Origin of the sequence: Nonomuraea pusilla, from assembly GCF_900109355.1 — a bacterium.
In the GTDB taxonomy this organism is placed as follows: Bacteria; Actinomycetota; Actinomycetes; order Streptosporangiales; family Streptosporangiaceae; genus Nonomuraea; species Nonomuraea pusilla.
This window is the reverse complement of record NZ_FOBF01000035.1, coordinates 24,918-45,228: the sequence shown is the minus strand read 5'-3', so window position 1 is coordinate 45,228 and position 20,311 is coordinate 24,918. Positions and strand designations below refer to the sequence as shown.

At 75.1% G+C, this 20,311-nt stretch carries 19 protein-coding genes; 8 read left to right on the top strand and 11 right to left on the bottom strand.

Annotated elements, in window-relative coordinates; translation table 11 throughout:
* Positions 1 to 263 precede the first annotated feature (263 nt).
* Both BMX74_RS41035 and BMX74_RS41030 read left to right on the top strand, forming a co-directional pair.
* A complete protein-coding gene (locus tag BMX74_RS41035) occupies positions 264 to 1,364 on the top strand; it encodes a hypothetical protein (protein WP_091105831.1) in 1,101 nt (366 codons plus the stop codon).
* 9 nt (positions 1,365 to 1,373) lie between these two features.
* Positions 1,374 to 2,171 (top strand): DUF2249 domain-containing protein, encoded by a 798-nt coding sequence (locus tag BMX74_RS41030; protein ID WP_091105829.1) that lies wholly within the window; start codon positions 1,374 to 1,376, stop codon positions 2,169 to 2,171.
* 15 nt (positions 2,172 to 2,186) lie between these two features.
* Here BMX74_RS41030 and BMX74_RS41025 read toward each other — a convergent pair whose 3' ends face one another.
* The 7 genes from BMX74_RS41025 to BMX74_RS40995 all read right to left on the bottom strand — a co-directional run bounded on the left by BMX74_RS41025 (position 2,187) and on the right by BMX74_RS40995 (position 10,049).
* Positions 2,187 to 3,407, bottom strand: a complete 1,221-nt coding sequence (locus BMX74_RS41025; protein WP_055501473.1) for a TIGR04053 family radical SAM/SPASM domain-containing protein — start codon at positions 3,405 to 3,407, stop codon at positions 2,187 to 2,189.
* Positions 3,404 to 3,892, bottom strand: coding sequence for a hypothetical protein (locus BMX74_RS41020; RefSeq protein ID WP_055501474.1), 489 nt, complete (start codon positions 3,890 to 3,892; stop codon positions 3,404 to 3,406). Before BMX74_RS41020 ends, BMX74_RS41025 begins: the two co-directional genes overlap by 4 nt.
* Before the next feature lie 167 nt (positions 3,893 to 4,059).
* Complete coding sequence (locus tag BMX74_RS41015) at positions 4,060 to 5,340, bottom strand: phenylacetate--CoA ligase family protein (RefSeq protein ID WP_201784415.1); 1,281 nt, start codon at positions 5,338 to 5,340, stop codon at positions 4,060 to 4,062.
* Positions 5,337 to 6,587, bottom strand: a complete 1,251-nt coding sequence (locus tag BMX74_RS41010; protein ID WP_091105827.1) for a hypothetical protein — start codon at positions 6,585 to 6,587, stop codon at positions 5,337 to 5,339. The genes BMX74_RS41015 and BMX74_RS41010 overlap by 4 nt, the downstream gene beginning before the upstream one ends.
* Entirely contained in the window at positions 6,584 to 7,870 is a 1,287-nt protein-coding gene (locus BMX74_RS41005; protein WP_055501476.1) for a phenylacetate--CoA ligase family protein, read from the bottom strand. Before BMX74_RS41005 ends, BMX74_RS41010 begins: the two co-directional genes overlap by 4 nt.
* A complete protein-coding gene (locus tag BMX74_RS41000) occupies positions 7,867 to 9,072 on the bottom strand; it encodes an ATP-grasp domain-containing protein (protein ID WP_055501477.1) in 1,206 nt (401 codons plus the stop codon). The genes BMX74_RS41005 and BMX74_RS41000 overlap by 4 nt, the downstream gene beginning before the upstream one ends.
* Entirely contained in the window at positions 9,069 to 10,049 is a 981-nt protein-coding gene (locus tag BMX74_RS40995) for a glycosyltransferase family 2 protein (protein WP_055503785.1), read from the bottom strand. The genes BMX74_RS41000 and BMX74_RS40995 overlap by 4 nt, the downstream gene beginning before the upstream one ends.
* A gap of 167 nt (positions 10,050 to 10,216) precedes the next feature.
* Here BMX74_RS40995 and BMX74_RS40990 point away from each other — a divergent pair, with 167 nt between their 5' ends.
* From BMX74_RS40990 to glf, 3 genes are read left to right on the top strand one after another with little or no spacing between them, the layout of a single operon-like run.
* A complete protein-coding gene (locus BMX74_RS40990; protein WP_055501478.1) occupies positions 10,217 to 12,013 on the top strand; it encodes a carbamoyltransferase family protein in 1,797 nt (598 codons plus the stop codon).
* Positions 12,010 to 12,708 (top strand): hypothetical protein, encoded by a 699-nt coding sequence (locus BMX74_RS40985; RefSeq protein WP_176573268.1) that lies wholly within the window; start codon positions 12,010 to 12,012, stop codon positions 12,706 to 12,708. The genes BMX74_RS40990 and BMX74_RS40985 overlap by 4 nt, the downstream gene beginning before the upstream one ends.
* The gene (gene glf, locus BMX74_RS40980; protein WP_055501479.1) at positions 12,705 to 13,847 is read left to right on the top strand and encodes a UDP-galactopyranose mutase; all 1,143 of its coding nucleotides are present in this window, start codon (positions 12,705 to 12,707) and stop codon (positions 13,845 to 13,847) included. Before BMX74_RS40985 ends, glf begins: the two co-directional genes overlap by 4 nt.
* Positions 13,848 to 14,041: 194 nt before the next feature.
* Here the strand turns inward: glf and BMX74_RS46205 are convergent, their stop codons facing one another.
* Complete coding sequence (locus BMX74_RS46205) at positions 14,042 to 14,173, bottom strand: hypothetical protein (protein WP_256257602.1); 132 nt, start codon at positions 14,171 to 14,173, stop codon at positions 14,042 to 14,044.
* A 535-nt stretch (positions 14,174 to 14,708) separates the two neighbouring features.
* Between BMX74_RS46205 and BMX74_RS40975 the strand changes: the two genes are divergently transcribed.
* Complete coding sequence (locus BMX74_RS40975) at positions 14,709 to 15,704, top strand: hypothetical protein (protein ID WP_055501480.1); 996 nt, start codon at positions 14,709 to 14,711, stop codon at positions 15,702 to 15,704.
* 42 nt (positions 15,705 to 15,746) lie between these two features.
* Here the strand turns inward: BMX74_RS40975 and BMX74_RS46445 are convergent, their stop codons facing one another.
* Both BMX74_RS46445 and BMX74_RS40965 read right to left on the bottom strand, forming a co-directional pair.
* Positions 15,747 to 16,712, bottom strand: coding sequence for a GerMN domain-containing protein (locus tag BMX74_RS46445; RefSeq protein WP_055501481.1), 966 nt, complete (start codon positions 16,710 to 16,712; stop codon positions 15,747 to 15,749).
* A 106-nt stretch (positions 16,713 to 16,818) separates the two neighbouring features.
* Positions 16,819 to 17,778: an acyl-CoA thioester hydrolase/BAAT C-terminal domain-containing protein gene (locus BMX74_RS40965; RefSeq protein ID WP_091105826.1), complete on the bottom strand. Its 960-nt coding sequence runs from the start codon at positions 17,776 to 17,778 to the stop codon at positions 16,819 to 16,821.
* Positions 17,779 to 18,101: 323 nt separating this feature from the next.
* Here BMX74_RS40965 and BMX74_RS40960 point away from each other — a divergent pair, with 323 nt between their 5' ends.
* Positions 18,102 to 18,833 carry a dienelactone hydrolase family protein gene (locus tag BMX74_RS40960; RefSeq protein WP_091105824.1) on the top strand — a complete coding sequence of 244 codons (732 nt, stop codon included), beginning with the start codon at positions 18,102 to 18,104 and terminating at the stop codon, positions 18,831 to 18,833.
* A gap of 130 nt (positions 18,834 to 18,963) precedes the next feature.
* On the opposite strand, the gene BMX74_RS40955 is transcribed toward BMX74_RS40960, so the two are convergent.
* On the bottom strand, positions 18,964 to 19,662 hold the full coding sequence (locus tag BMX74_RS40955) for a CBS domain-containing protein (RefSeq protein WP_055501484.1): 699 nt from the start codon (positions 19,660 to 19,662) through the stop codon (positions 18,964 to 18,966).
* A gap of 119 nt (positions 19,663 to 19,781) precedes the next feature.
* Between BMX74_RS40955 and BMX74_RS40950 the strand changes: the two genes are divergently transcribed.
* Positions 19,782 to 20,246, top strand: a complete 465-nt coding sequence (locus BMX74_RS40950) for a hypothetical protein (RefSeq protein WP_143078949.1) — start codon at positions 19,782 to 19,784, stop codon at positions 20,244 to 20,246.
* Positions 20,247 to 20,311 lie beyond the last annotated feature (65 nt).

The following is a 20,311-nucleotide window of genomic DNA, read 5'->3' as shown; positions in this document are numbered from 1 at the left end:
ACAGAAACCGGATTTTTGGATAAAAGGGGTGGCACGTGGGTCTGGCGCGGGCAACCGCCGTCTCCACGGAGGACTTTGGTCCCGCCGATCGCGGACTTTGCGCCCGTCCCCGCCGCCTGCCGCCGGGCCTACCGTTCGAAGAGCCGCCAGTCCGCCGTCCAGAGGAGAACGCGGTGCCAGGGAAGCCGGCGCCAGGCAAGCCGGCGCCAGGGAGATCGGTGTCAGGAAACGCGGTGTCAGGAACAGGGGAGCGCCGGCCAGGCGTGCGTGCCACGGCAGTCACACGGCGGCTCCCGTTCCTGGCGGGCGCGGGCCTGGCCGGGCTCGCCGGCCTCTACGGCGGACTGGCGCTCCTGTCCGGCGGCCTGCCCGCCGCCGGGCGCGCCGCCGAACGGCACGGCCCGCTCATGGCGCTCGGCTTCCTCGGCACCCTCATCGCCCTCGAACGCGCCGTCGCCCTGCGCCGCCGCTGGGGGTACCTGGCGCCCGCGCTCGGCGGGCTCGGCACGCTCGCCCTGCTGGCCGCGCCCGCCGGCTCGCCCGCCGAGCCGCTCGGCCCCCTCGCGCTCACCGCCGCCGGCGGCTGGCTCCTCGCCGTCTACGTCGTCCTGCTCCGCCGCCGGCCGGGCCCCGAGCTCGTCCTCCAGGCCGCCGGCGCGGCCGCCTGGTACGCGGCCGGGATGCTCTGGCTCGCCGGGCGGACCGTGCCCGACCTGGCGCCCTGGTTCGCCGCGTTCCTCGTGCCGACCGTCGCGGGCGAACGGCTGGAGCTGTCGCGCGTGGCCGCCCTGCCCGGACAGGCGGCGCGCGGGCTGTCCGCCGCCTGCGCCCTCCTCGGCGCGGGCGCCGTCGCCTCCCTGTGGGCGGCCGGGCCCGGCTGGCGCGCCTGCGGCGCCGGGATGCTCGCGACCGCCGCGTGGCTCGCCCTGCGCGACGTGGCCAGGCACACCGTACGCGGCTCCGGCCTGCCCAGGTACGCCGCCGCCTGCCTGCTCGCCGGGTACGGCTGGCTGGCCGTCGCCGGGGCGTTCTGGCTGGCCGCCGGGCTGCCCGCCTCGGTGCTGACCTACGACGCCGCGCTGCACACGCTGTTCCTCGGCTTCGTCATGTCCATGGTCTTCGGGCACGCGCCCGTCATCCTGCCGGCCGTGCTGCGCGTACGGCTGCCGTACCGGCCGGTGCTGTACGCGCCGCTCGCCGCGCTGCACGCCGGGCTGGCGCTGCGCGTCGCCGGCGACCTGACCGGCGGCGAGGCGGTGCGGGCGGCGGGCGGCTGGATCGGCGCCGCCGCCGTGCTCGCGTTCGCCGGCTGCGCCGCCTACCTGGCCCTCTCGTCCCCCCGCCGTACAACCGCGACACCGTAAGGAGCTCAGATGCCCACCCAGTCCGGCGCCACCCTCGCCGCGATCCGCGACCACCACGACCGCCTCACCCGTACGATGGACGACCACGTGCTGACCCTGCGCACCGCGTTCGACCGGCTGCTGTCACCCGTAGGGCGGCAGTCGACGCTCGTGGACTTCTGCGTGCGAGAGGTGCTGCCGCACGCCGAGGCCGAGGAGCGCACCCTGTACGCCGCCGCCGACGAGCTGCCCGAGACCCGGCTGCTGGCCGGGGCGATGCGCGCCGAGCACGCCACGCTGCGCGGCCTGGTGGAGGAGCTGCGGTCGGCCAGGACGGGCAGCGAGCTGGTCGCCGCGGCCTGCGGGCTGAACGCCCTGTTCCAGGCGCACGTGGTGAAGGAGAACGAGTTCCTGCTGCCCGCCCTGGCGGAGGCAGGAGTGGACCTCGCCGCGCTGCTGTCCGGCATGCACGACCTCCTGGGCGAGGGCGAGGGAGAGGGCGAGGGAGCGGGCGACCCCGGGCAGCGGGACGCGGACGGGCACGCCTGCGCCTGCGGCGGCCACGACGCCCCCTCCGCCTCCGAGCCCGTCCTGGAGGAGGAGGTGGAGGGAGAGCTCGACGTGCGGCGGCTCGCGCACGGGCAGCGGCACGAGCGGATCTTCGCCACGTTCGCGGCGCTGCCGCGCGGCACCGCCTTCGTCCTGGTGAACGACCACGACCCGATGCCGCTGCGCTACCAGTTCGCCGAGCGGCACGCGGGTGAGTTCACCTGGGACTACGTGGAGTCAGGGCCGCGCGTGTGGCGGGTCCGCATCGGGCGGCCCTGACCTCCAGGAGAACCGTCACAAGGAGGCGGCGAGGTCGTCCTGGTACGGGAAGCTCCCCGGCTCGTACCCGCACCAGGGCTCCTCGCCGAACACGTCGCCGTGCCAGGCGTACGCGCGTGACCGCGAGCCCCCGCAGATCGCGCGGAACTCGCACGCGCCGCAGCGCCCGCCCAGCCGGTCCGGGTCGCGCAGCGCCGTGAACAGCGGCGCGGACCGGTAGATCTCGGTGAGGGGCCGCTCCCTGACGTCGCCCGCCGGCAGCGGCAGGAACCCCGACGGGTGCACGGTCCCGGTGTGGGAGACGAACACGAACCCGCGCCCGGCGTTCACGTCCACGGGCGGGCGGCGGGCGCGGCGCGGCCCGGTCAGCCCGGCCCGCGTCGCCTTCCTGAGCAGCGTCCGGTACAGCGGGCCCAGCCCGAGCGCGGCCACGTGGTCGTCGCCCCGCTCGGCGAGGATCCGCCGCTGCACCGCCACCCGGCGGAAGTGGTGCGCCTCCGTCGTCTTGACGGGAACCACGGTGCCGACGTCGTAGACGAAGTTCAGGACGTCCTCCGTCTCCTGCGGCGTGAGCGCGGCCAGGTCGCGTCCACGGCCGGTCGGCACCAGGAAGAACACGCTCCACAGCAGCGCGCCCCGGTCGCGGACCAGCTTGGCGACGTCCGGCAGCTCGGCCAGGTTGTCGCGGGTGACGGTCGTGTTGACCTGCACCCTGAGCCCGGCCGCGCGCGCGTCCTGCCAGGCCGTCAGCGTGCGGGCGAACACGCCGTCGTAGCCGCGGAACTCGTCGTGGCCGGCGGCCGTGGCGCCGTCGAGGCTCAGCGAGATCGCCGCCGCGCCCGCCTCACGCAGGCGGGCCAGGTTGTCCGCGGTCAGCGCCGGCGTGGCCGACGGCGACACCGCAGGGGCGAGGCCCAGCTCGCGGCCCCTGCGCACCAGCTCGAACAGGTCGGGCCTGGCGAACGGGTCGCCGCCGGTGATCACGAACAGCGGGGCGGGGCGGCCGAACGCCGCCACCTGGCGCATCAGCCCGGTCGCCTCGTCCGTGGACAGCTCCAGCGGGTGACGGCCCGGCACCGCCTCGGCCCGGCAGTGCAGGCAGGCCAGCGGGCACGCCCGGGTGGCCTCCCAGATCACGATGAACGGACTGTCGGCGACGTCACGCCGCACCCGCCGCAGCGCCGCCGCCGGCTCCTTCTCCGTTCCCGGCCCGGCAGGCCGGGGCGGGGGCGTCATCGGTCCTGCGCCAGCACGGCGCCGGTCGCGAGCAGGGCGGCGCCCGCGCCCGTCAGCAGCCCGCCGAGGCCGATGACCAGCGACGTCACCTGCCAGGCCTGGTAGGCGTTGAGCAGGCCCGCGCGCAGCATCTGGCCGGTGAACGCGGTCTGCCGCAGCGCCGCCAGCTTCGGGTCGTCCTCGTCCGTGGCGAGCAGTTCGGCGCTCACCTCCGCGTACGTGCGCCCGCCCGTGGCCTGCGCCACGTTCCTGCCGATGACCTCGGCGAACATCCTGGCCTGCGGGCCGGTGAGCACCTGGCGTCCCGCCTGGGCGGCGAGCTCGCCGGGCAGGCCCTTGTCCGGGAAGGTGATCACCTGCCTGCGCAGCTCGGCCCGGATCTGCGCGCGGCCCTTCCCGCCCATGGCGGCCAGCACCGGGCCCGCCACCACCATCGCGGCGCCCGAGGCGCTCAGCAGCGCCGCCGCCGTCCCCCGCATGCTCATCCCACGTTCCCTTCCCAGCGAACACTCCGAGGCGAATACTCCGAGGTCGAGTGTCTGATCGCCGGGCGGGGCGAGGTGAGGGCCACTCGCCCCTGGAACGCCGTCCAAAGGTCCCGAAACCGTCAGCCGCGGGGGCGGGATCGGGCGGGCGCCGTCCCCCGCGTCGCTCACAGGGTCTTGACCAGCCGGACCTTCCCGTTGGGCTCGGCGTCGATGGCGTCCACGGTGCGCGCGGTCACCTCCAGGCCGTGCGCGGCCCCCGCGACCGCCCTGCGCACGGTCTCGGCCAGGTCGCCCGGCGCCGACGGCCCAGGAACCAGCAGGATCTCCACCGCGCCCGGCCGCCGCTGCACGATCTGGAAGCGGCGCACGCCCTCGGTCGGCAGGATGCGCGGGTTGGTGAGGAAGTCGGCGTGCAGGGCGCGGCCGTCGGCGGTGACGACGCGGTCCTCCGCTCTGCCCTGGATCCGCCGCACGATCGGCGTGCGCAGGACGCCGCAGCCGCAGTCGTCCGGCTCGATGAGGACGCGGTCGCCGAGCCGGTAGCGGACCAGCGGCATCGCCTCGGCGTGCAGCCGGGTCACCAGGATCTCGCCCTCGCCGTCCGCGAGCGACGACGTGCCGTCGTCGTGCAGCACCTCCACCACCACGTCCGCCGAACGCAGGTGCAGCGAGCCGCGCGGGCAGGACCGCGCGATCGTGTACGCCTCCACGGAGGCGTACACCTCGTGCCCGCGCGCGCCGAAGTAGCCGAGCACGTGCTCGCGGGCGGCGGGCGTGGTGGCCTCGCCGGCGAAGACGACGGTGTGGACGCCCCGGTAGGCGACGCCGCGGCGGAGGAGCTCGTCCACGAGGGTGGCGATGGCGCCGGGGAAGCCCCACAGGAACGTCGGCCGTCCCGCGAGGAACGCCTCGGCCTGCTCGTCCAGGCCGAGCCCGGTGTTGACGTGGACGTTGCGGGCCAGGCCGAGCCGTTCGAGCCGGTGGCGGCGGAAGCCTCCGACGCGGAAGTAGCCGATGCGGTCCCACGGGCGCAGGCCGGAGGCGAGCAGGTCGTGCAGGTAGGTGGCGCGCAGGTAGCCGAGGTCGCGTTCGGAGTAGCGCAGCCGCACGGGCACGCCTGACGAGCCGCTGGTGGGCGCCTCCCGCGTGTTGCCGGGGGTGAACCCTTCGGCGAGCAGCTCGCCGGCGGGCAGGTCGCGCAGGGTGGCGCGGTCGAGCACGGGCAGGGCGGCCAGGCCGCCGGCGCCCCGCAGCGTGGCGACCGCGGCGGCGGGCAGCGTGCGCCGGTAGTACGGCACGCGGGCGTGGGCGTGGCGTACCAGGCGGGTGAGCAGGCGGTCCTGGACGGCGCGCAGCCGCGCGGGCGGCAGCCGCTCCCTCGCGCGGGCCAGGCCCAGGTTCCACAGCACCGGGACCACGGGGATCGTGGCGGGGAGCCCGCTCACCTGGCGCCCCGGAGCGACAGCAGCATGACGCCTCCTTTGACGACCTCGCCCGCGCAGTACGCGAGCAGCGCGCCGAACGACTCGGCGGCCGGGACCAGGAACCAGCCGGCGGCGGCGGTCACCGCGAGCTGGAGGCACGCGGCGAGCGCGGCCCGCCTGCGCCCGCCGTCGTCGGTGTTCTCCACCAGCAGGAACGCCGGCAGCACGGCGGCGACCAGCGCGGCCTCGGCCAGCAGCGCGCAACCGGTGGCGACGGGCCCGCGCTGCCCGGCCGCGGCGGCGGCGGCCAGCGCGGCCGTGAGCGCCGCGCCGCCGGCGACGGCGGGGACGAGGATCCTGCGGGCGGCGCTGCGGGCGCTGCCGCTGCCCGCGCCCTCGATCCACACCGCCACCCTCGGCTGGACGATCCGCAGCAGGTAGCCGGCCCCCATCGTGACCACCGACAGCGCCACCGACCAGACGTAGAAGACGCTGGTGGCGTGGGCGTCGCCGAGGTGCGCGAAGTAGCCGAACATCACCGAGCTCGCGGCCACGCTCGTCACCTCGCCGGCGCTGAGCAGCGCGGCGGCGCGCAGCGCGGGGCCGGGCGACCCGCCGGGCACGGCCGGGGCAGGGCCCTTGAACGGGCCCTTGAGCAGGCCCTTGATCAGGTCCCCCAGCCGCCCGCCCGCCAGGCGCGCGGCCAGCGTCACGTCGAGCACGACCAGCACGCCCACGTGCACGGCGAGCAGGGCGTGCGCGCCCAGCCCGGTCCAGGCCACCAGCAGCACGCCGCCCGCCTGGGCGCAGGCCAGCGTCAGGTACGCCAGCACGTCCACGCGGGGCCGCCCCGCCACCCGGTTCAGCCCGGCCATGACGGCGCAGCAGCCGAGGCCGCAGGCGAGCGCGGCGGCGGCCGCGTACCGCGCGGGCGCGCCCGACGGGTCGGCGGCGGCCAGCGCCAGCCAGCCGAGCAGTACCAGCGCGAACGGCGCCGCCGCCAGCAGCGCGAACAGCGGGATCAGCCCGCCGCCGCCCCTGCGCGGCACGAGCGCGAGCGCCGCCTTCTCGATGCCGCTGGACGTCAGCGCGAGCAGCCACCCCGACACGCCGGTGGCGGTGGCGTACAGGGCGAACTCGCGCGGCCCCCACAGGCCGAGCAGGACCAGGTTGGACGTCCACAGCGCCGCCCGGTAGGCGCCGCGCCCGGCGAACAGCGCGGCGATCGCCGCCGGTCTGGGCAGGGCCGGGCTCTGGCGGGCCGTCACGGCTCGGGACGGTAGGCCGACTCGACGAAGCGGCCCTTGCCGCCCGGGGTGAGCGTCACCCGGTCGGCCCGTTCGAAGCGCACGTCCGCCGGGGCGCCGAGCTGGGCGGACAGCCGGCGCCGGTACTCGGCGGCGACGGCGTCGAAGTCGTGGCCGGGGTCGGTGACGAGCCGCACGGTGATCGTGCCGCCGGCGTCCTGCCTGACCATGCTCTCGGCGACGCCCGGCGTGTACATCGCGAGCGACAGGAACGTGGCCGTGTAGACGCGGTGGCCGCCGGGGAAGGTGACGTAGTCGTCGGAGCGGCCGGCGGTCAGCCGCATCCTGGCGAACCGGTTGCCGCAGCGGCACGGGCCCGGCACGATCGCCGCCCGGTCGCCGAGCCGGTAGCGGATCAGCGGCATCGCCCGCTCCCTGAAGTGCGTGACGACCACCGACCCCTCGTCGCCGTCGGGCACGGGGACGCCGTCGTCGCCGACGATCTCCAGCCGCACCCGGTCCTCGTCCACGTGCATGGCGCCGGCGCGGCACTGGGTGGAGACCGTCAGCACCTCGTACGCCGAGTACTCGTCGAGGACGGGCGCGCCGAACCCGGTGGCGAGCAGGTCGCGCACCTCGTCGGTCAGCAGCTCCGAGTCGGTCATGACCATGCGCAGGGTGCGCCGCAGCCGGGCCAGGTCGGCGGGCGAGGCGACGCGCAGCAGGCCGCGCAGCACCACCGGGTAGCCCATGACGAGGTGGGGGCGCACCTCCAGGACGTCCCGCAGGATCTTCTCGTCGCCCTGCCCGGCGCCGACGACCACGCGGGGGAACAGCCCGAGCCGCTGGAACCAGCGCAGCGGGCGCGGGAAGGGCTTGATGTGCGCGATGCGCCACCACGGCCGGTACCCGGACAGGAGGAACCGGCGGAACACGGTCGCGCCGTGGTAGCCGTAGGCCGCCACGTCGTGGCGCACCTCCAGAACCTGGCCGGTCGTGCCGCTGGTGCGGTCGACGCGGTAGTCGCTCTCGCGCAGGCCGGGCGCGTGGAAGCGGGTCACCCCGGCCGCCAGCACGGTCCGCTTGTCCAGGATCGGGAACGCGGCCAGGTCGGCGAGCCGGTCCAGCGGCAGGTCGTAGCGGAAGCCGGCGTAGTAGGGGACGTCCGCCCTGGCGAGGGCCAGCATCGCGCGCAGCCCCGCCAGGGTGCGCCGGTCGGTCTCGGCGCGGGGGCGGCGGATCGCCGCGAAGGCGCCGGCGACGTGCCGCAGCTCGCGCAGCGCGACGCCCAGGCCGTGGCTCATGGTGCTTCTCCGATGTCGAACCGCAGGAGGCGGGCGGCCTCGTCCAGGACGCGGGACAGCGCGGCCCTGTCGGGGGCGGCGGCGGTGAGGTAGCCCAGCTTAGCGCCCGCCCGCGTGTAGCGTTCGACGTGGTCGCCGGGGGAGGCGGCGAGCACGAGGTCCACGACGCCGGGCAGCGCGCGCACCGCGTCCTCGCCCTCGACCCTGACGAGCTTGCCCTCGCGCCCGGCCCCCAGCACCCGCACCGCCGCATGCCTGCTCGACGACGGGGTCAGGCGCGGCGGCAGTCCGACGGCGGCGCGCACGTACTCCTCGACGACGTCCACGCCGTGGACCAGCCCGAGCAGCTCGGCCAGCCCGTTGCCGCCGAGCCTGGCGCCCATCTCGACGAGCACGATCTCGCCGCCCGGCCGCACGAGCAGGTCGGCGTTGAGCGGTCCCTCGCGCAGCCCCACCTCGGCGCACACCCGGTCGAGCAGGCCGCGCACGGCCTCGGTCAGGCCGGGGGGGCCGGGCATGACGTGCTGGACCGTGATGAACAGCGGCGGCGGGGTCAGCTCGCGCTCGGACACGCCGATGAGCGCGACCGCGCCGCCGACGACGAACGCCTCGGCCGTGTAGTGCCCGCCCTCCAGGTACTCCTCGGCGACGATCATGCCCGACAGCGACCACTCGCGGGCCAGCTCGACGGCGCCGGGCAGGTCGCCGGGCTCCGGGCAGAGGGAGACGCCGCGGCTGCCGGAGGAGTCCACCGGCTTGACCATCAGCGGGAACGTCAGGGCGGGCGCCGCCCGCAGGACGTGCGCGGGCTCCCCGTGGACGTACCGGGGGCCGGGCAGGCCGAGCCGGTCGCACACCGCGCGGAAGTGGCCCTTGTCGGTCGAGGCGCGCACGGCGCCGTCCGACAGGCCGCACGGCAGCCCGAGCCGGCGGGCGACGGCGAGCTGCGACGGCAGGTTCACGTCGCTGGCGGGCGAGACCACCCCGGCCAGGTCGCCCCTCGCGGCCAGCGCCCGCACCAGGCGGGGCAGGTCGCGGGTGCTGACGTTGAGGAACTCGTCGGCGTGCGCCACGGCCGGGGCGTCCGCCCGCAGGTCCACGCAGATCGTGCGCACGCCGAGCCTGGACGCCGCCTGGCAGGTGCTGATCGCGCCGTCCGCGCCTCCGAGCACCGCGAGGGCGGCCCCGCCCCGGGGCGTCACCGCCCGCCTCCGACGCGGGCGGCGGAGCCCTCCAGCAGGTCGGCGGCTTCCACGGGCACGTTGGCCTCCCTGACGAGGAACAGCGGCGGCCTGGTCTGGCCCCGCGAGAGGTGCACCAGCGCCCGCCCCATGAGGGCGAGCGCGAGCAGCGCGGCGGCCAGCGCGAGGCCGAACAGCGCCGAGCTGCCGGTGAGACCGGCGGCCAGCGCCACCGGCAGTCCGGCCAGCCCCGCCCACACGGCGGCCGCCATCGGGCGCGGGGAGAAGCCGAAGAACAGGTCGAGCGAGTGCTTGGCCAGGCCGCGCACGGTCACCTTGGACGACCCGTGCGCCCTCGGCCGGTGCGCCGTCGGCACGGTCGTCCACGCCCTGGTCAGCCGCGGCAGCGTGGCCAGGAAGTACGGCGTGCCCAGGCGCAGGTCCACGACGCGGCGGGCGATCTCGGTGCGCACCAGGCGGAACGTGGTGGCCTTCGGCGGGATCTCGATGCCGAGCAGGCGGCGGGCGATCCAGTCGTGCACGAGCGAGGCGGCGCGGCGCGGCCACGGGTCCTTGCGGTCCACCCGGATGCCGAACACCGCGTCGTACCCCTCGGCGGCGCGGGCGATGAGCTGCTTGGCCTCGGCCGGAGGGAACTGCAGGTCGGCGTCGAGATGCAGCACCCAGGGATAACGGGCATAACGATATCCGGCCGAAAAGGCCGCCTCAATTCCGAAATTTCTGGATAACGAGAGGTAGGACACTCGGTCGTCACGGTCGGCGACCGACCGGATTCGCGCGAGAGTTTCGTCGGAACTGCCGTCGTCGACGAAAAGGATTTCCAGATTTACCCGATCACCGAGTGCCTCCGCTATTTCCCGGTAAGTGTCGTGGATGTTGTCGGCCTCGTTCAGGCACGGGACCACGACGGTCAAGGCGAAGTCGTCGAGAGGCAGGGGAGCCTGCGCGTCCCCGTCCACGGCGTCCACGTCCGGCATCTTCTGCAAACCCCCCACAACGCGCCGTACTGGCTGTCAGGGCGCCCACCCGGCTAGCGGAATATATACATGCGCGGCGTAATGCGGCTAGATATTGATTTCGTTTCACTGGCTCTGTTAGGAAGAGCTCCCGGGCGGCCGTCGTCATTAGCTGGGGGGCCCACACGATGTACGTACTCGGCATCAGCCAGGTCCACGATTCCTCCGCGGCGCTCGTCGCCGACGGCAGGATCGTGGCGTTCGCCGAGGAGGAGCGCTTCACGCGGGTGAAGCACGACGGCCGGTTCCCGGCCGAGGCGGTGCGGTACTGCCTGCGGGAGGCCGGCATCACGCTGGGCGACGTCGACCACGTCGCCTACTACTGGCAGGCCCCGCGCGAGACGCTGCACGCGCTGCGGCACTTCGTCGGCCACCTGCCCGACACGCTCGCCGTCCTGCGCAACGACGCCGGCGGGTACGGCCCCAGGGCCAGCAGCCTGCTGCGCACCCTCGCCGACCGCGACCGGCAGAAGCACCCTGACGACTACAACGTGGGCGGCGCCCTGCTGCTGCACCTCAAGCGCGGCTTCACCCTCGGCCGCATCCTGCGCGCGGCCGTCGGCCACCACGGGCCGACCAGGTTCAAGGTCCACCTCATGGACCACCACCGCGCCCACGCCGCGAGCGCCTACTTCATCTCGCCGTTCACCGAGGCCGCCATCATCACCTGGGACGGCATCGGCAGCGACGGCACCTCCACCTACCTCGGGCTGGGCAAGGGCGGCCGCATCCACGACATCAGGCGGGTAAGGTTCCCGCACTCGCTCGGCGCGATGTACGCGGGCGTCACCGGCTACCTCGGCTTCAACCCCACCCGCGACGAGGGCAAGGTCATGGGCCTGGCCGCGTACGGCACCGACCGGTACGTGGACGACTTCGCCGACCTCGTGCTCCTCGGCCCCGACGGCCGCTACGAGCTCGACCTGAGCTGGTTCCGCCACCACGCCACCGGCAAGCACCAGATGTCGGCCAAGTTCATGGAGCGCTTCGGGCCGCCCAGGCGGCGCGGCGGCGCCCCCGTCCCGCAGCACTACGCCGACGTGGCGTACGCGCTGCAGGCCACGCTGGAGCGCACCGGCCTGCACGTCGCCCGCTGGCTGCAGGCGAGGACCGGGCAGACCCGCCTGGCCACGGCCGGCGGCGTCGCGCTCAACAGCGTGATGAACGGCCGCATCCTGCTGGAGACGCCGTTCGAGGACTTCTTCGCCCAGCCCGCCGCCGCCGACGACGGCTCCGCGCTCGGCGCCGCCCTGCTCCTCGCCGTCGAGAAGCTGGGGCAGCGCAGGCCGCGCGGCCAGGACTACGTCTTCCTCGGCCCCTCCTTCCCCGAGGCGGAGATGGAGAAGGCGCTCGCCGCCGCCGGCGTGGCCTACACCCGGCCCGACGACATCGACGACACGACGGCGCGGGCGCTCGCCGACGGGAAGATCGTCGGCTGGTTCCAGGGACGCATGGAGTGCGGGCCGCGCGCCCTCGGCAACCGCTCGATCCTCGCCGACCCGCGCCGCGCCGACGCCAAGGACCGGCTCAACGAGAAGGTCAAGCACCGCGAGCCGTTCCGGCCGTTCGCGCCGTCGTGCCTGGCCGAGCGGTCCGGCGAGTACTTCGCGAGCGGCTACCCGTCGCCCGTCATGCTGCTCGTCTTCGACGTGCTGGAGCACCGGCGCGACCAGGTGCCGGCCATCACGCACGCCGACGGCACCGCGCGCGTCCAGACCGTCTCGGCGGAGGACAACCCCCGCTACCACGCCATGATCTCCCGCTTCGCCGAGCTGACCGGCGTGCCCATGGTGGTCAACACCTCGTTCAACGACAACGAGGAGCCGATCGTGCGCTCGCCCGAGGACGCCGTGCGCTGCTACCTGAAGACCGGCATGGACGCGCTCGCGCTCGGCCCGTTCTGGACCGAGAAAGAGGCCCGTTGACCCGCTGGCTCTGGCTGGCGCCCGCCGTGCTGGGCGCCGCGATCGCCACCCTCATCATGGCGGTGCTGCCGCCCGACCGCCACGTCGGCAGCCTCGCCGAGGTGCTGTACAAGGTCAGCCCGCTGGTGTGCGCGGTGCTCGCGGTGGCGGGCTTCCCGCGCCGGCCCGGGCTCGGGCTGGGGCTGCTGTGCGCGCTCGTCGTCGGCTACATGGGCGTGATCGACACGGTGAACGTGCTGCACGTCTTCGCCTACGCCGAGGCCGCCGACCGCACGGCCGCCTTCCCCGAGCTCTACCAGTTCATGATCTTCATGAACGCGTTCACCGTGCTGGCCGCGCTGTTCGCGTACCGGCTGGGCGGGGCCGACGCCGCCAGGGTGCTCAAGGCCGGGTTCGCCGGGATCCTGGTGATGATCTCCGGGCTGAACGACCTGTCGATGTGGGTGCTGGGGGACTGGCCGGACGGGCGGCCCGAGGTGCTGACCTGGGCCTCGCACATCGCGGTGTTCGTCGGCGGGCCGCCCACCGTGCCCGTCGCCGTCGCCTTCTGCGCCGTCCACCTCCTGCTCGCCGCCGTCGTGCTCGCGCTGCCCGTCCGGAGATGGCTCGACCGGCTCGGCGCGCGGCTGGAACGGGGCGCCGGGGGCGCGGGGCGGGCGGGCGGCGGCCCAGGCCGGGTCCGTCCCGCGCCATGAACGCCGACCTGGTCGTCGTCGGCGCCGGGTTCTTCGGGCTCACCGTCGCCGAACGGTGCGCCGCCGACCTCGGCGTCCGCGTCCTCGTCCTCGAACGCAGGAACCACATCGGCGGCAACGCCTACAGCGAGCCCGAGCCCGCCACCGGCATCGAGGTGCACCGGTACGGCTCCCACCTGTTCCACACCTCTAACGAGCGCGTGTGGGCGTACGCCAACCGGTTCACCTCCTTCACCCCGTACCAGCACCGCGTCTTCACCGTGCACAAGGGGCAGGTCTATCCGATGCCCATCAACCTGGGCACGATCTGCGCGTTCTTCGGCCGCGTCTTCACCCCCGACGAGGCACGGGCGCTCGTCGCCGCGCAGGCCGGCGAGGACGCCGGCGGGACGCCGCGGAACCTGGAGGAGAAGGCCGTCGCCCTCGTCGGCCGCCCCCTGTACGAGGCGTTCGTCCGCGGATACACGGCCAAGCAGTGGCAGACCGACCCGGCCGAGCTGCCGCCGGAGACCATCGGCCGCCTCCCCGTGCGCTACACCTTCGACAGCCGCTACTTCGACGACACCCACCAGGGGCTGCCGGCCGACGGCTACACCGCCTGGCTGGAGCGCATGGCCGACCACCCGGGCATCGAGGTCAGGCTCGGCGTCGACTTCTTCGACCTGCGGCCCGCCGTCGTCGGGGCCGTCCCCGTCGTCTACACCGGGCCGCTCGACCGGTACTTCGGCTACACCGAGGGCGACCTCGGCTGGCGCACCCTCGACTTCGAGACCCGGGTCCTGCCCACCGGCGACTTCCAGGGCACCCCCGTCATGAACTACGCCGACGAGGACCTGCCCTGGACCCGCGTCCACGAGTTCCGCCACCTCCACCCCGAGCGCACCTGGTACCCGGGCGACGCCACGGTGATCACGAAGGAGTACTCCCGCTTCGCCGGGCGGGACGACGAGCCGTACTACCCGATCAACACGCCGGAGGACCGCGCCCGGCTCGCCCGCTACCGCGAGCTGGCCAGGCGGGAGCCGGGGGTGCTGTTCGGCGGGCGGCTCGGGACGTACCGGTACCTCGACATGCACATGGCCATCGCCGCCGCCCTCACCCTGGTCGACAACCACCTCCGCCCCCGTTTCACCCCCTGACCGGCCTCCGCCGCGGTGGGGCAGAGGTGATGTCCGGAGGGGGAGGGCTCCTACCGTTTGGCACAACTCACCACCCGGGGTCCGCGGGCGCGGGTCCGGATGATCTCGGCCGGCGCGTGACGGCCTAGGCTGGACGATCGCGGGCCTCCTACCGGCACGGGCGATGGCACCCAGGTAGGAGGCCCGTCCGCCTGTCAGTCGGCGGAACGATCGGACAGCGTCCAGGCCAGCCACGCCAGCCATCCGGCGAACCTCACGGCCGCCAGAGCGGTGCGCAGCCGCCGGTGCCGGCGACGCCGATCGTCGTCGGGACAGCGCTCCTCCATGCGAGCTCACCTCCTTCCCCGCCGCCGGCCCGGTGGACGGCCGTCCGGCGGTACCGTCTGGACGCCCGCCACCGGCAGGGTGGGAGCAGGAGGTGTCGCTGCCCGAGGCTTGACCGTAGGGCATCCGGGAAGATCGCGGAGGGCGGTGCATTCGGCGGGAGATGTTTGCCTCTGCCTCGGTTGTAGGCCTCTACCACTTTGGTGGCCTTCACCCCACCCGTACCCCTTGACCGGAGCGACCGGCGGGTCCGGAGGCCCGCGGCCGCGCGGAGGGCGGTCGCGGACGCGAGGAGCGTCCCCGGGAGCGTGAGAAGATCGAGATCATGAGTGGTCTCCCAGGCTCAGGCCGCCGCCGCTCCCAGCCCTTCGCGGCGGCCACCGTCACCCGCGCGATCCCCGCCGGTCGGCCGCGGGCGCTCGCCCGCCCCCATACGACCATCCCTCCGACCTGCGCACCCGCGCGGTTACCCGCCCATCGGCGGGGCCGCCTCGCCGCGTCCGCCCCCGGGGGCGAGCGGCACGGCGAGCCGGGCGCGTGGTGAGCGCGTACGGCGCGGCAGGCGCGCCCGCGGTGCCGCCGCTGGAGCAGGACGTGGCGAGCGTCGGGGAGATCGAGGGGCTGCGCCCGCGCCGGAGGCCCCGCGACGGCGGCGACGTCCCCGGGGCCGACGTCGACCTCGTCGACGCCCTCGACCCGCAGACGTGGCGCGCCGCCGCCGCCTGGCTGCAGGAGAAGGCCGCCACGGCGACCCGGCAGGGGCGGCTGCAGGCCCTGGCCGGGTTCCTGCGCTGGCTCGGCGCCGCCGAGCCCGGCCTCGACCCGCTCGCCGTCACCGGCGCCCACGTCGACGCCTACTGCGACGCCGTGCTGACCGGGGCCGCACCCGGCGGCGTACGAGCCCCGGGCAAGCCGCCGTCCGACGCGACCGTGGCGAGGAAGCGCACGACCCTGCTCGCCTTCTACGCGTACGCCTGGCGGTGGGGCCTGGTCAGGCAGAACCGGGGCCACGGGCACCACCAGGCCAGGCCGGCGCCGCGCCCCGACACCGTCACCAGGGAGGAGCGGCGGATGCTGCGCCGGGGCGTCGCCAGGCTGGCGGCCGACGGCCGGCCGGCCGAGGCCGCCGCCGTGGCGCTGCTCGAAGGAACGGGCGCCCCCGCCGCCGCGCTGGCCGCGCTGACCATCGAGAACATCAAGACGGTCCCCGACGGCCACGGCGGCGAGCAGACCCTCATCGCCTTCCACGACGGCCGCGGCGACCTGGTGGCCTTCCCCGTGCCGCCGCCGGCCCGCCCGCTGCTGCACGCGCTGCGCTACGGCAGGCCCGCGGGCGAGCCGCTGATCAGGCGCGACGACGGCCGTCCGGTGGACCTGGAGTGGCTCAGCTCGGCGCTCACCAGGGCCGCGCTGGCAGGAGGCGTCCCCGAGGAGCGGGCGCGGGCGCTCGACCCGCACCTGATGCGGGCGGGCGTCGTCGCCGAGCTCCTGCACGGCTGCTGCTGCCGGACGGGGGGCGTCCACAGCGGGTAGGACGGCGCGTCCCGGCGGCGGGCGCCGCCGGGACGCGTCCCGCTACGGCTCCAGGCACTGGGGGACGGAGTCGCCGGGGCCGGTGGGACGCTCGGTCCTGCCGGCCGCGTCGTAGATCTTCACCCACCTGATCGACGGGAACTGCTTGAGCGTCGGCATGATCTGGTCGGCCACCGTGAACGTGGACCCGCCGCTGGAGCAGCGGCCCGTCAGATGGACACGGGCGACGCCGTCCCTGACGGTCAGCTTGCCGAAGCCGGTCGCCCCGGACGCGGCGAACCGCAGCCCCCGCGCCCGCTCGGCCTGCGTGGGCCCGGCGAACAGCCGCTGCAGCGCGCCGTACGCCGTGTCGGGCGGGACGACCGGCCTGCTCACGGGCGTGGTGTAGGGGGCGCGGCCGGCGGCGTACCTGCCGGTGTCGAGGAAGTAGGCGCGCACCGGGACGGTGCGGTACGGCGTGGCGACGTCCACGACGACCCGGCTCGGCGAGGCCAGCGTGTACACGCGGTACGCGGCCCGCCTGGCCAGACCGACGCCGAACGACAGGGTCGCCTCGAAGTCGCCGGTGTTGACGACCTGGACGACGCCGGGGAGCGCGTACGTCCTGCGGGCCGGGCCGTAGGTGACCCTGCCCGTACGGTCGTGGCCGTCGGCCCGCTGGAAGCGCACCTGCAGCACGGCGGACCCCGCGACGCTCACGGGACGGCCGGAGGCGTCGGCGACGAGGGAGGACACGTACCGCACGTCGCGTTCGGCCGGGACCCGGCCGCGGAACTCGAACACCAGCCGGTCCAGGCCCGGGTGGTGGGAGGCGCGGACGTCGACCAGCACGGGCGTGGCGGGGGCGCGCCAGGAGGACGCCGGGGTGGCGGTGCCGGCGCGGGCCTGGGCGGCGGCTTGTCCGGTGGCTTGTCCGGTGGCCTGCGCCGGGGCGGCGATCAGCGCCGTTGCGGCGGTGGTGGCCAGCGCGGCGGCGAGGAGGGGGCGGATCGGGAGCATGATGATCATCTCTTTCCCGTTGGTGCTCCTGCCCTCCAGCGTGGATCACCGGGGGAGCGGGCACCAGCGCCGAACGTCCCCCAATATCGGGTCTTCAGCAACAAACCCGACATGTCTATGGCTCGGGGGTCGTGGAGACGGCGAGGGCGGCCCGGAGGAACGCCACGACGCGGGGCCAGGCGTCGGCGGCGGCCGCCGCGTTCGCCTCCGGCGTCCCGCCCGCCGCGAACCCGCGGGCCCGCGGCGGGCACGGCCCGGCGAGATGCCCGGCCCCCTCGTACACCAGGTGCTCGACCCGCCGCCGGTCAGGGCGCGCCGCGTCCGACCGACCGCCGAGGCGCCGTACCGCGATCTCCGCCAGCTCCCGGGACGGCCACACCTGGTCGTCGGCGCCGCTGACGAGCAGGACCGGCCCCGGGAAGCGCTCCACCGGGATCGTCGCCCGCTCGACGGCGGCCGCGTCGCCGAGAGCGCGCTCGTAGAAGGGCCTGGACGGGGGCGGCCGGCCCACCAGGTAGCCCAGCAGCGACAGGACCTGCCCCGGCGTCGGCCTGGCGAACGGCAGGAACGGCACCGCCGCGCCGCCCAGCGTCCACGACGGCCTCGCGGGCCGCCGGTACGCCCCCGGGCCGCGGTCGATGCCCTGCCAGCCGACACCGCTGCCCGAGTACGCCACGACGGCGGCCACGAGCTCCGGGTACGCGGACGCCACCAGCAGCGCCAGCTCCCCGCCCTTCGACCGCCCCACCACCGCGACCGGCCGGGAGGCTCCCCCGAGGAGACCGCCGGCGCGTACCCGCCGGGCTGCTCCAGGGCCGCGAGGCAGGGCCGCGAGCCACCGCAGGCGTTCCCCGAAGCGCTCCAGCGGGACCTCCACCAGCTGAGCGGGCAACCCGGCACCGCCGAAACACGGCGAGGCGAGCGCCAGGAACCCCGCGCGCGCCAGCGCGGCCCCGACGTCGTCGGGCGTCCCGCCCTCGGAGCCGCCCAGCACGAGGACGGCCGGAGCCGGCCCCGCCCCCGGCGGCAGCCACAGCGTGCCGTACTCCACGGCCCTGCTCGCGATCTCTTCCACACCCCGATGCGATCACCGCCGCCGCGTCGTGCACAGAGCCCAAAGTCCCGCCCTTCGCCACCGCCGGACCACCGCCGGACCACCGCCGGACCACCGCCGGACCACGGCCTGAGGACGGCCTGAGGACGGCTCGCCGGGGCACACGGCCTCCGCGTCACGGGCGATCATCGCCTGGCCGGTTCCGTGTGATATCTTCATCGCCGCCATGCAGTCGCCACGAACCGAGGAGGTGAGACCGATCAACGCTGTGACACGTCGGGCCTCCCTCCCTCGCATGGTCTAGGGAGCGCCCGCAGAAGGCATCCCGAAAGGCACGAAACGCTTTGCGCTTCATCTCCCAGACGTCTCTCGACGGCGTCACCCAACGGCTGTTCACCCTCGGCGAGGTACCCGGCGTGCTGTGGACGCCGGAAGGCGCCCACGAACCTCGCCCCCTGATCCTGATGGGCCACGGCGGCGGGCAGCACAAGACCGCACCGGGCGTCGTGGCCCGCGCGCGCCGCTTCGTCACCGAGGGCGGCTTCGCGGTGGTCGCCCTCGACGCGCCCGACCACGGCGACCGGCCGAAGACCGAGGAGTTCGCCCGGATCGCGGCGGACCTGCGAGGCGGCATGGCCGCCGGTGAGGACGTCACCGCGCGGCTCGGCGCGATGCACGCCCACCTGTCCGGCCGGGCCGTCCCCGAATGGCGGGCGGTCCTGACCGCGGTTCAGGAACTCGACGACGTCGGCGCCGGCCCGGTGGGCTACTGGGGCATGTCGATGGGCTGCGGGCTCGGCATCCCGTTCGTCGCCGCGGAACCGCGGGTCCGCGCGGCGGTGCTCGGCCTGCTCGGCGCACACGGGCTGACCGGGAGCGCCGCCCTGGTCACCGTCCCGGTGCGGTTCCTGCTGCAGTGGGACGACGACCTGGTTCCGCGGGCCGAGGGCCTGGCGCTGTTCGACGCGCTGGCGTCGGCCGACAAGACCCTGCACGCCAACCCGGGCGGGCACGGGGAGATCCCCGAGTCCGAGACCGGCAGCGCGCTGCGGTTCTTCGCGCGGCACCTCGGCTGACCGCCGCCGCCCCCGCGCCTACCCGGTGCGCGACGACCTGATCGGCCGCGTTTGACTTCCTGAGCGACCATCCGGCCTTCTCCGGTCCGCCCGCCGCGAGGATGCCCCCCACGGGGGCGTCGTCGCGGCGCTAGCGGGCCGGGCCGGGGGTGTCGTCGCGGGTCCAGGTCAGGTCGTCGACGACGTCCACGACGCCGTCCACGCGGCCCGCCATGCGGACGGCCACCGCGCAGTCGCTCCTGCGCTCCATCGTGCCGGCGAGCGTGACGATGCCGTGCCGCACCGACACGCGGACGTCACCGGTGTCCGCCCACAGGGACCGGCCCAGGACGTCCTCGCGGATCTCGTCGGCGATGTCGGCGTCGGGGCGTACGAAGATCCGCAGCAGGTCGTGCCTGCTCACCACGCCCTCCAGCGTGCCGTCCTCGGCCACGACGACCAGGCGTTTGACGCCGTGCTCGTCCATGGCGCGGGCAGCGGCGACGACCGAGGCGTCGGGCGGCACCGTCACGGCCGGCGCCGTCATCAGGGCGGCGGCCGTGTCGCCCGCGGCCTTCCGCCTGGCCTTGCCGCCGTCCTCCGCCATGCGCTGACGCAGCCGGGCCCGCAGCGGCGGCCGGTACCCCTCCTCGTAGTACTGGTCGCGGAACTCCTGCTTGCGCAGCAGGTCGGCCTCGGACACCACGCCGATGACGTGGTTGTCGCCGTCCACGACGGGGACGGCGCTGACGCCGTGGGCGATGAGCACCTCGGCGATGTCCTTGAACGGCGTGCTGCCGTTGACGGAGGCGACCTCCCTGGTCATGACGTCCTTGACGGTGGTTCGCATCACGAAGCTCCTTCTCGTACCCCTCACTCCAGCACCCCACCCGCCACCCGGCCGGGCGGGGCCGTTCGTCGTGCCCGGTTCCTGGCGCGCGGCGGCCCGGGGCGGCTAAGGTCAAGATCATGAAAACGGCGGTCAAAGCGGTGCTGGGGGCGACCGCGCTGCTCGTGGCGACGGGCGTCGCGGTCACCTGGCCGGTGCTCGCCGAGGTCATGGAGGACCGGAGCAGGTGCGCGGAGGGGTACGACCTGGTCGCCGAGGCACTGGAGCCGTTCGACGTGCTGGAGGCCCGCCCGCCCGGCGCCGTCGCGGCCGGGGGCCGGGAGTCCTCGTGCGACGGCGACGACCACGCCGTCTCCGTCGGGCAGTCCTACCGGCCGGGCCCGGCCTACGACGAGCAGGGGGAGATCGAGCCCTTCTACCGCGCCCTCGCCCTGCGGCGGGGCTGGCGGGTGGAGCCCGCCCCGGACGGCGCCGAGGAGGAGCCCTGCCTGGTGAGGGACGTCGGGAAGCGCCAGGTCACCCTGGCGCTCTGGTTCCCGCCCGGCGGCGACTACCACGTCAGCGTCTCCACCTGGCCCTGCTGACGGTCGTGCCGTCCCCAGGCGGCTCCGCCAGGCCCCGGCCGTGGCGTTCCGCGGTGCTCCGTGCG

Bases quoted from the DNA above. Each gene is read 5' to 3' on its own strand.
- BMX74_RS41030 (WP_091105829.1), top strand. From the start codon at position 1,374: ATGCCCACCCAGTCCGGCGCCACCCTCGCCGCGATCCGCGACCACCAC.
- BMX74_RS41025 (WP_055501473.1), bottom strand. From the start codon at position 3,407: ATGACGCCCCCGCCCCGGCCTGCCGGGCCGGGAACGGAGAAGGAGCCG.
- BMX74_RS41020 (WP_055501474.1), bottom strand. From the start codon at position 3,892: ATGAGCATGCGGGGGACGGCGGCGGCGCTGCTGAGCGCCTCGGGCGCC.
- BMX74_RS41005 (WP_055501476.1), bottom strand. From the start codon at position 7,870: ATGAGCCACGGCCTGGGCGTCGCGCTGCGCGAGCTGCGGCACGTCGCC.
- BMX74_RS40995 (WP_055503785.1), bottom strand. From the start codon at position 10,049: ATGCCGGACGTGGACGCCGTGGACGGGGACGCGCAGGCTCCCCTGCCT.
- BMX74_RS40990 (WP_055501478.1), top strand. From the start codon at position 10,217: ATGTACGTACTCGGCATCAGCCAGGTCCACGATTCCTCCGCGGCGCTC.
- glf (WP_055501479.1), top strand. From the start codon at position 12,705: ATGAACGCCGACCTGGTCGTCGTCGGCGCCGGGTTCTTCGGGCTCACC.
- BMX74_RS46205 (WP_256257602.1), bottom strand. From the start codon at position 14,173: ATGGAGGAGCGCTGTCCCGACGACGATCGGCGTCGCCGGCACCGGCGG.
- BMX74_RS46445 (WP_055501481.1), bottom strand. From the start codon at position 16,712: ATGATCATCATGCTCCCGATCCGCCCCCTCCTCGCCGCCGCGCTGGCC.
- BMX74_RS40955 (WP_055501484.1), bottom strand. From the start codon at position 19,662: ATGCGAACCACCGTCAAGGACGTCATGACCAGGGAGGTCGCCTCCGTC.
- BMX74_RS40950 (WP_143078949.1), top strand. From the start codon at position 19,782: ATGAAAACGGCGGTCAAAGCGGTGCTGGGGGCGACCGCGCTGCTCGTG.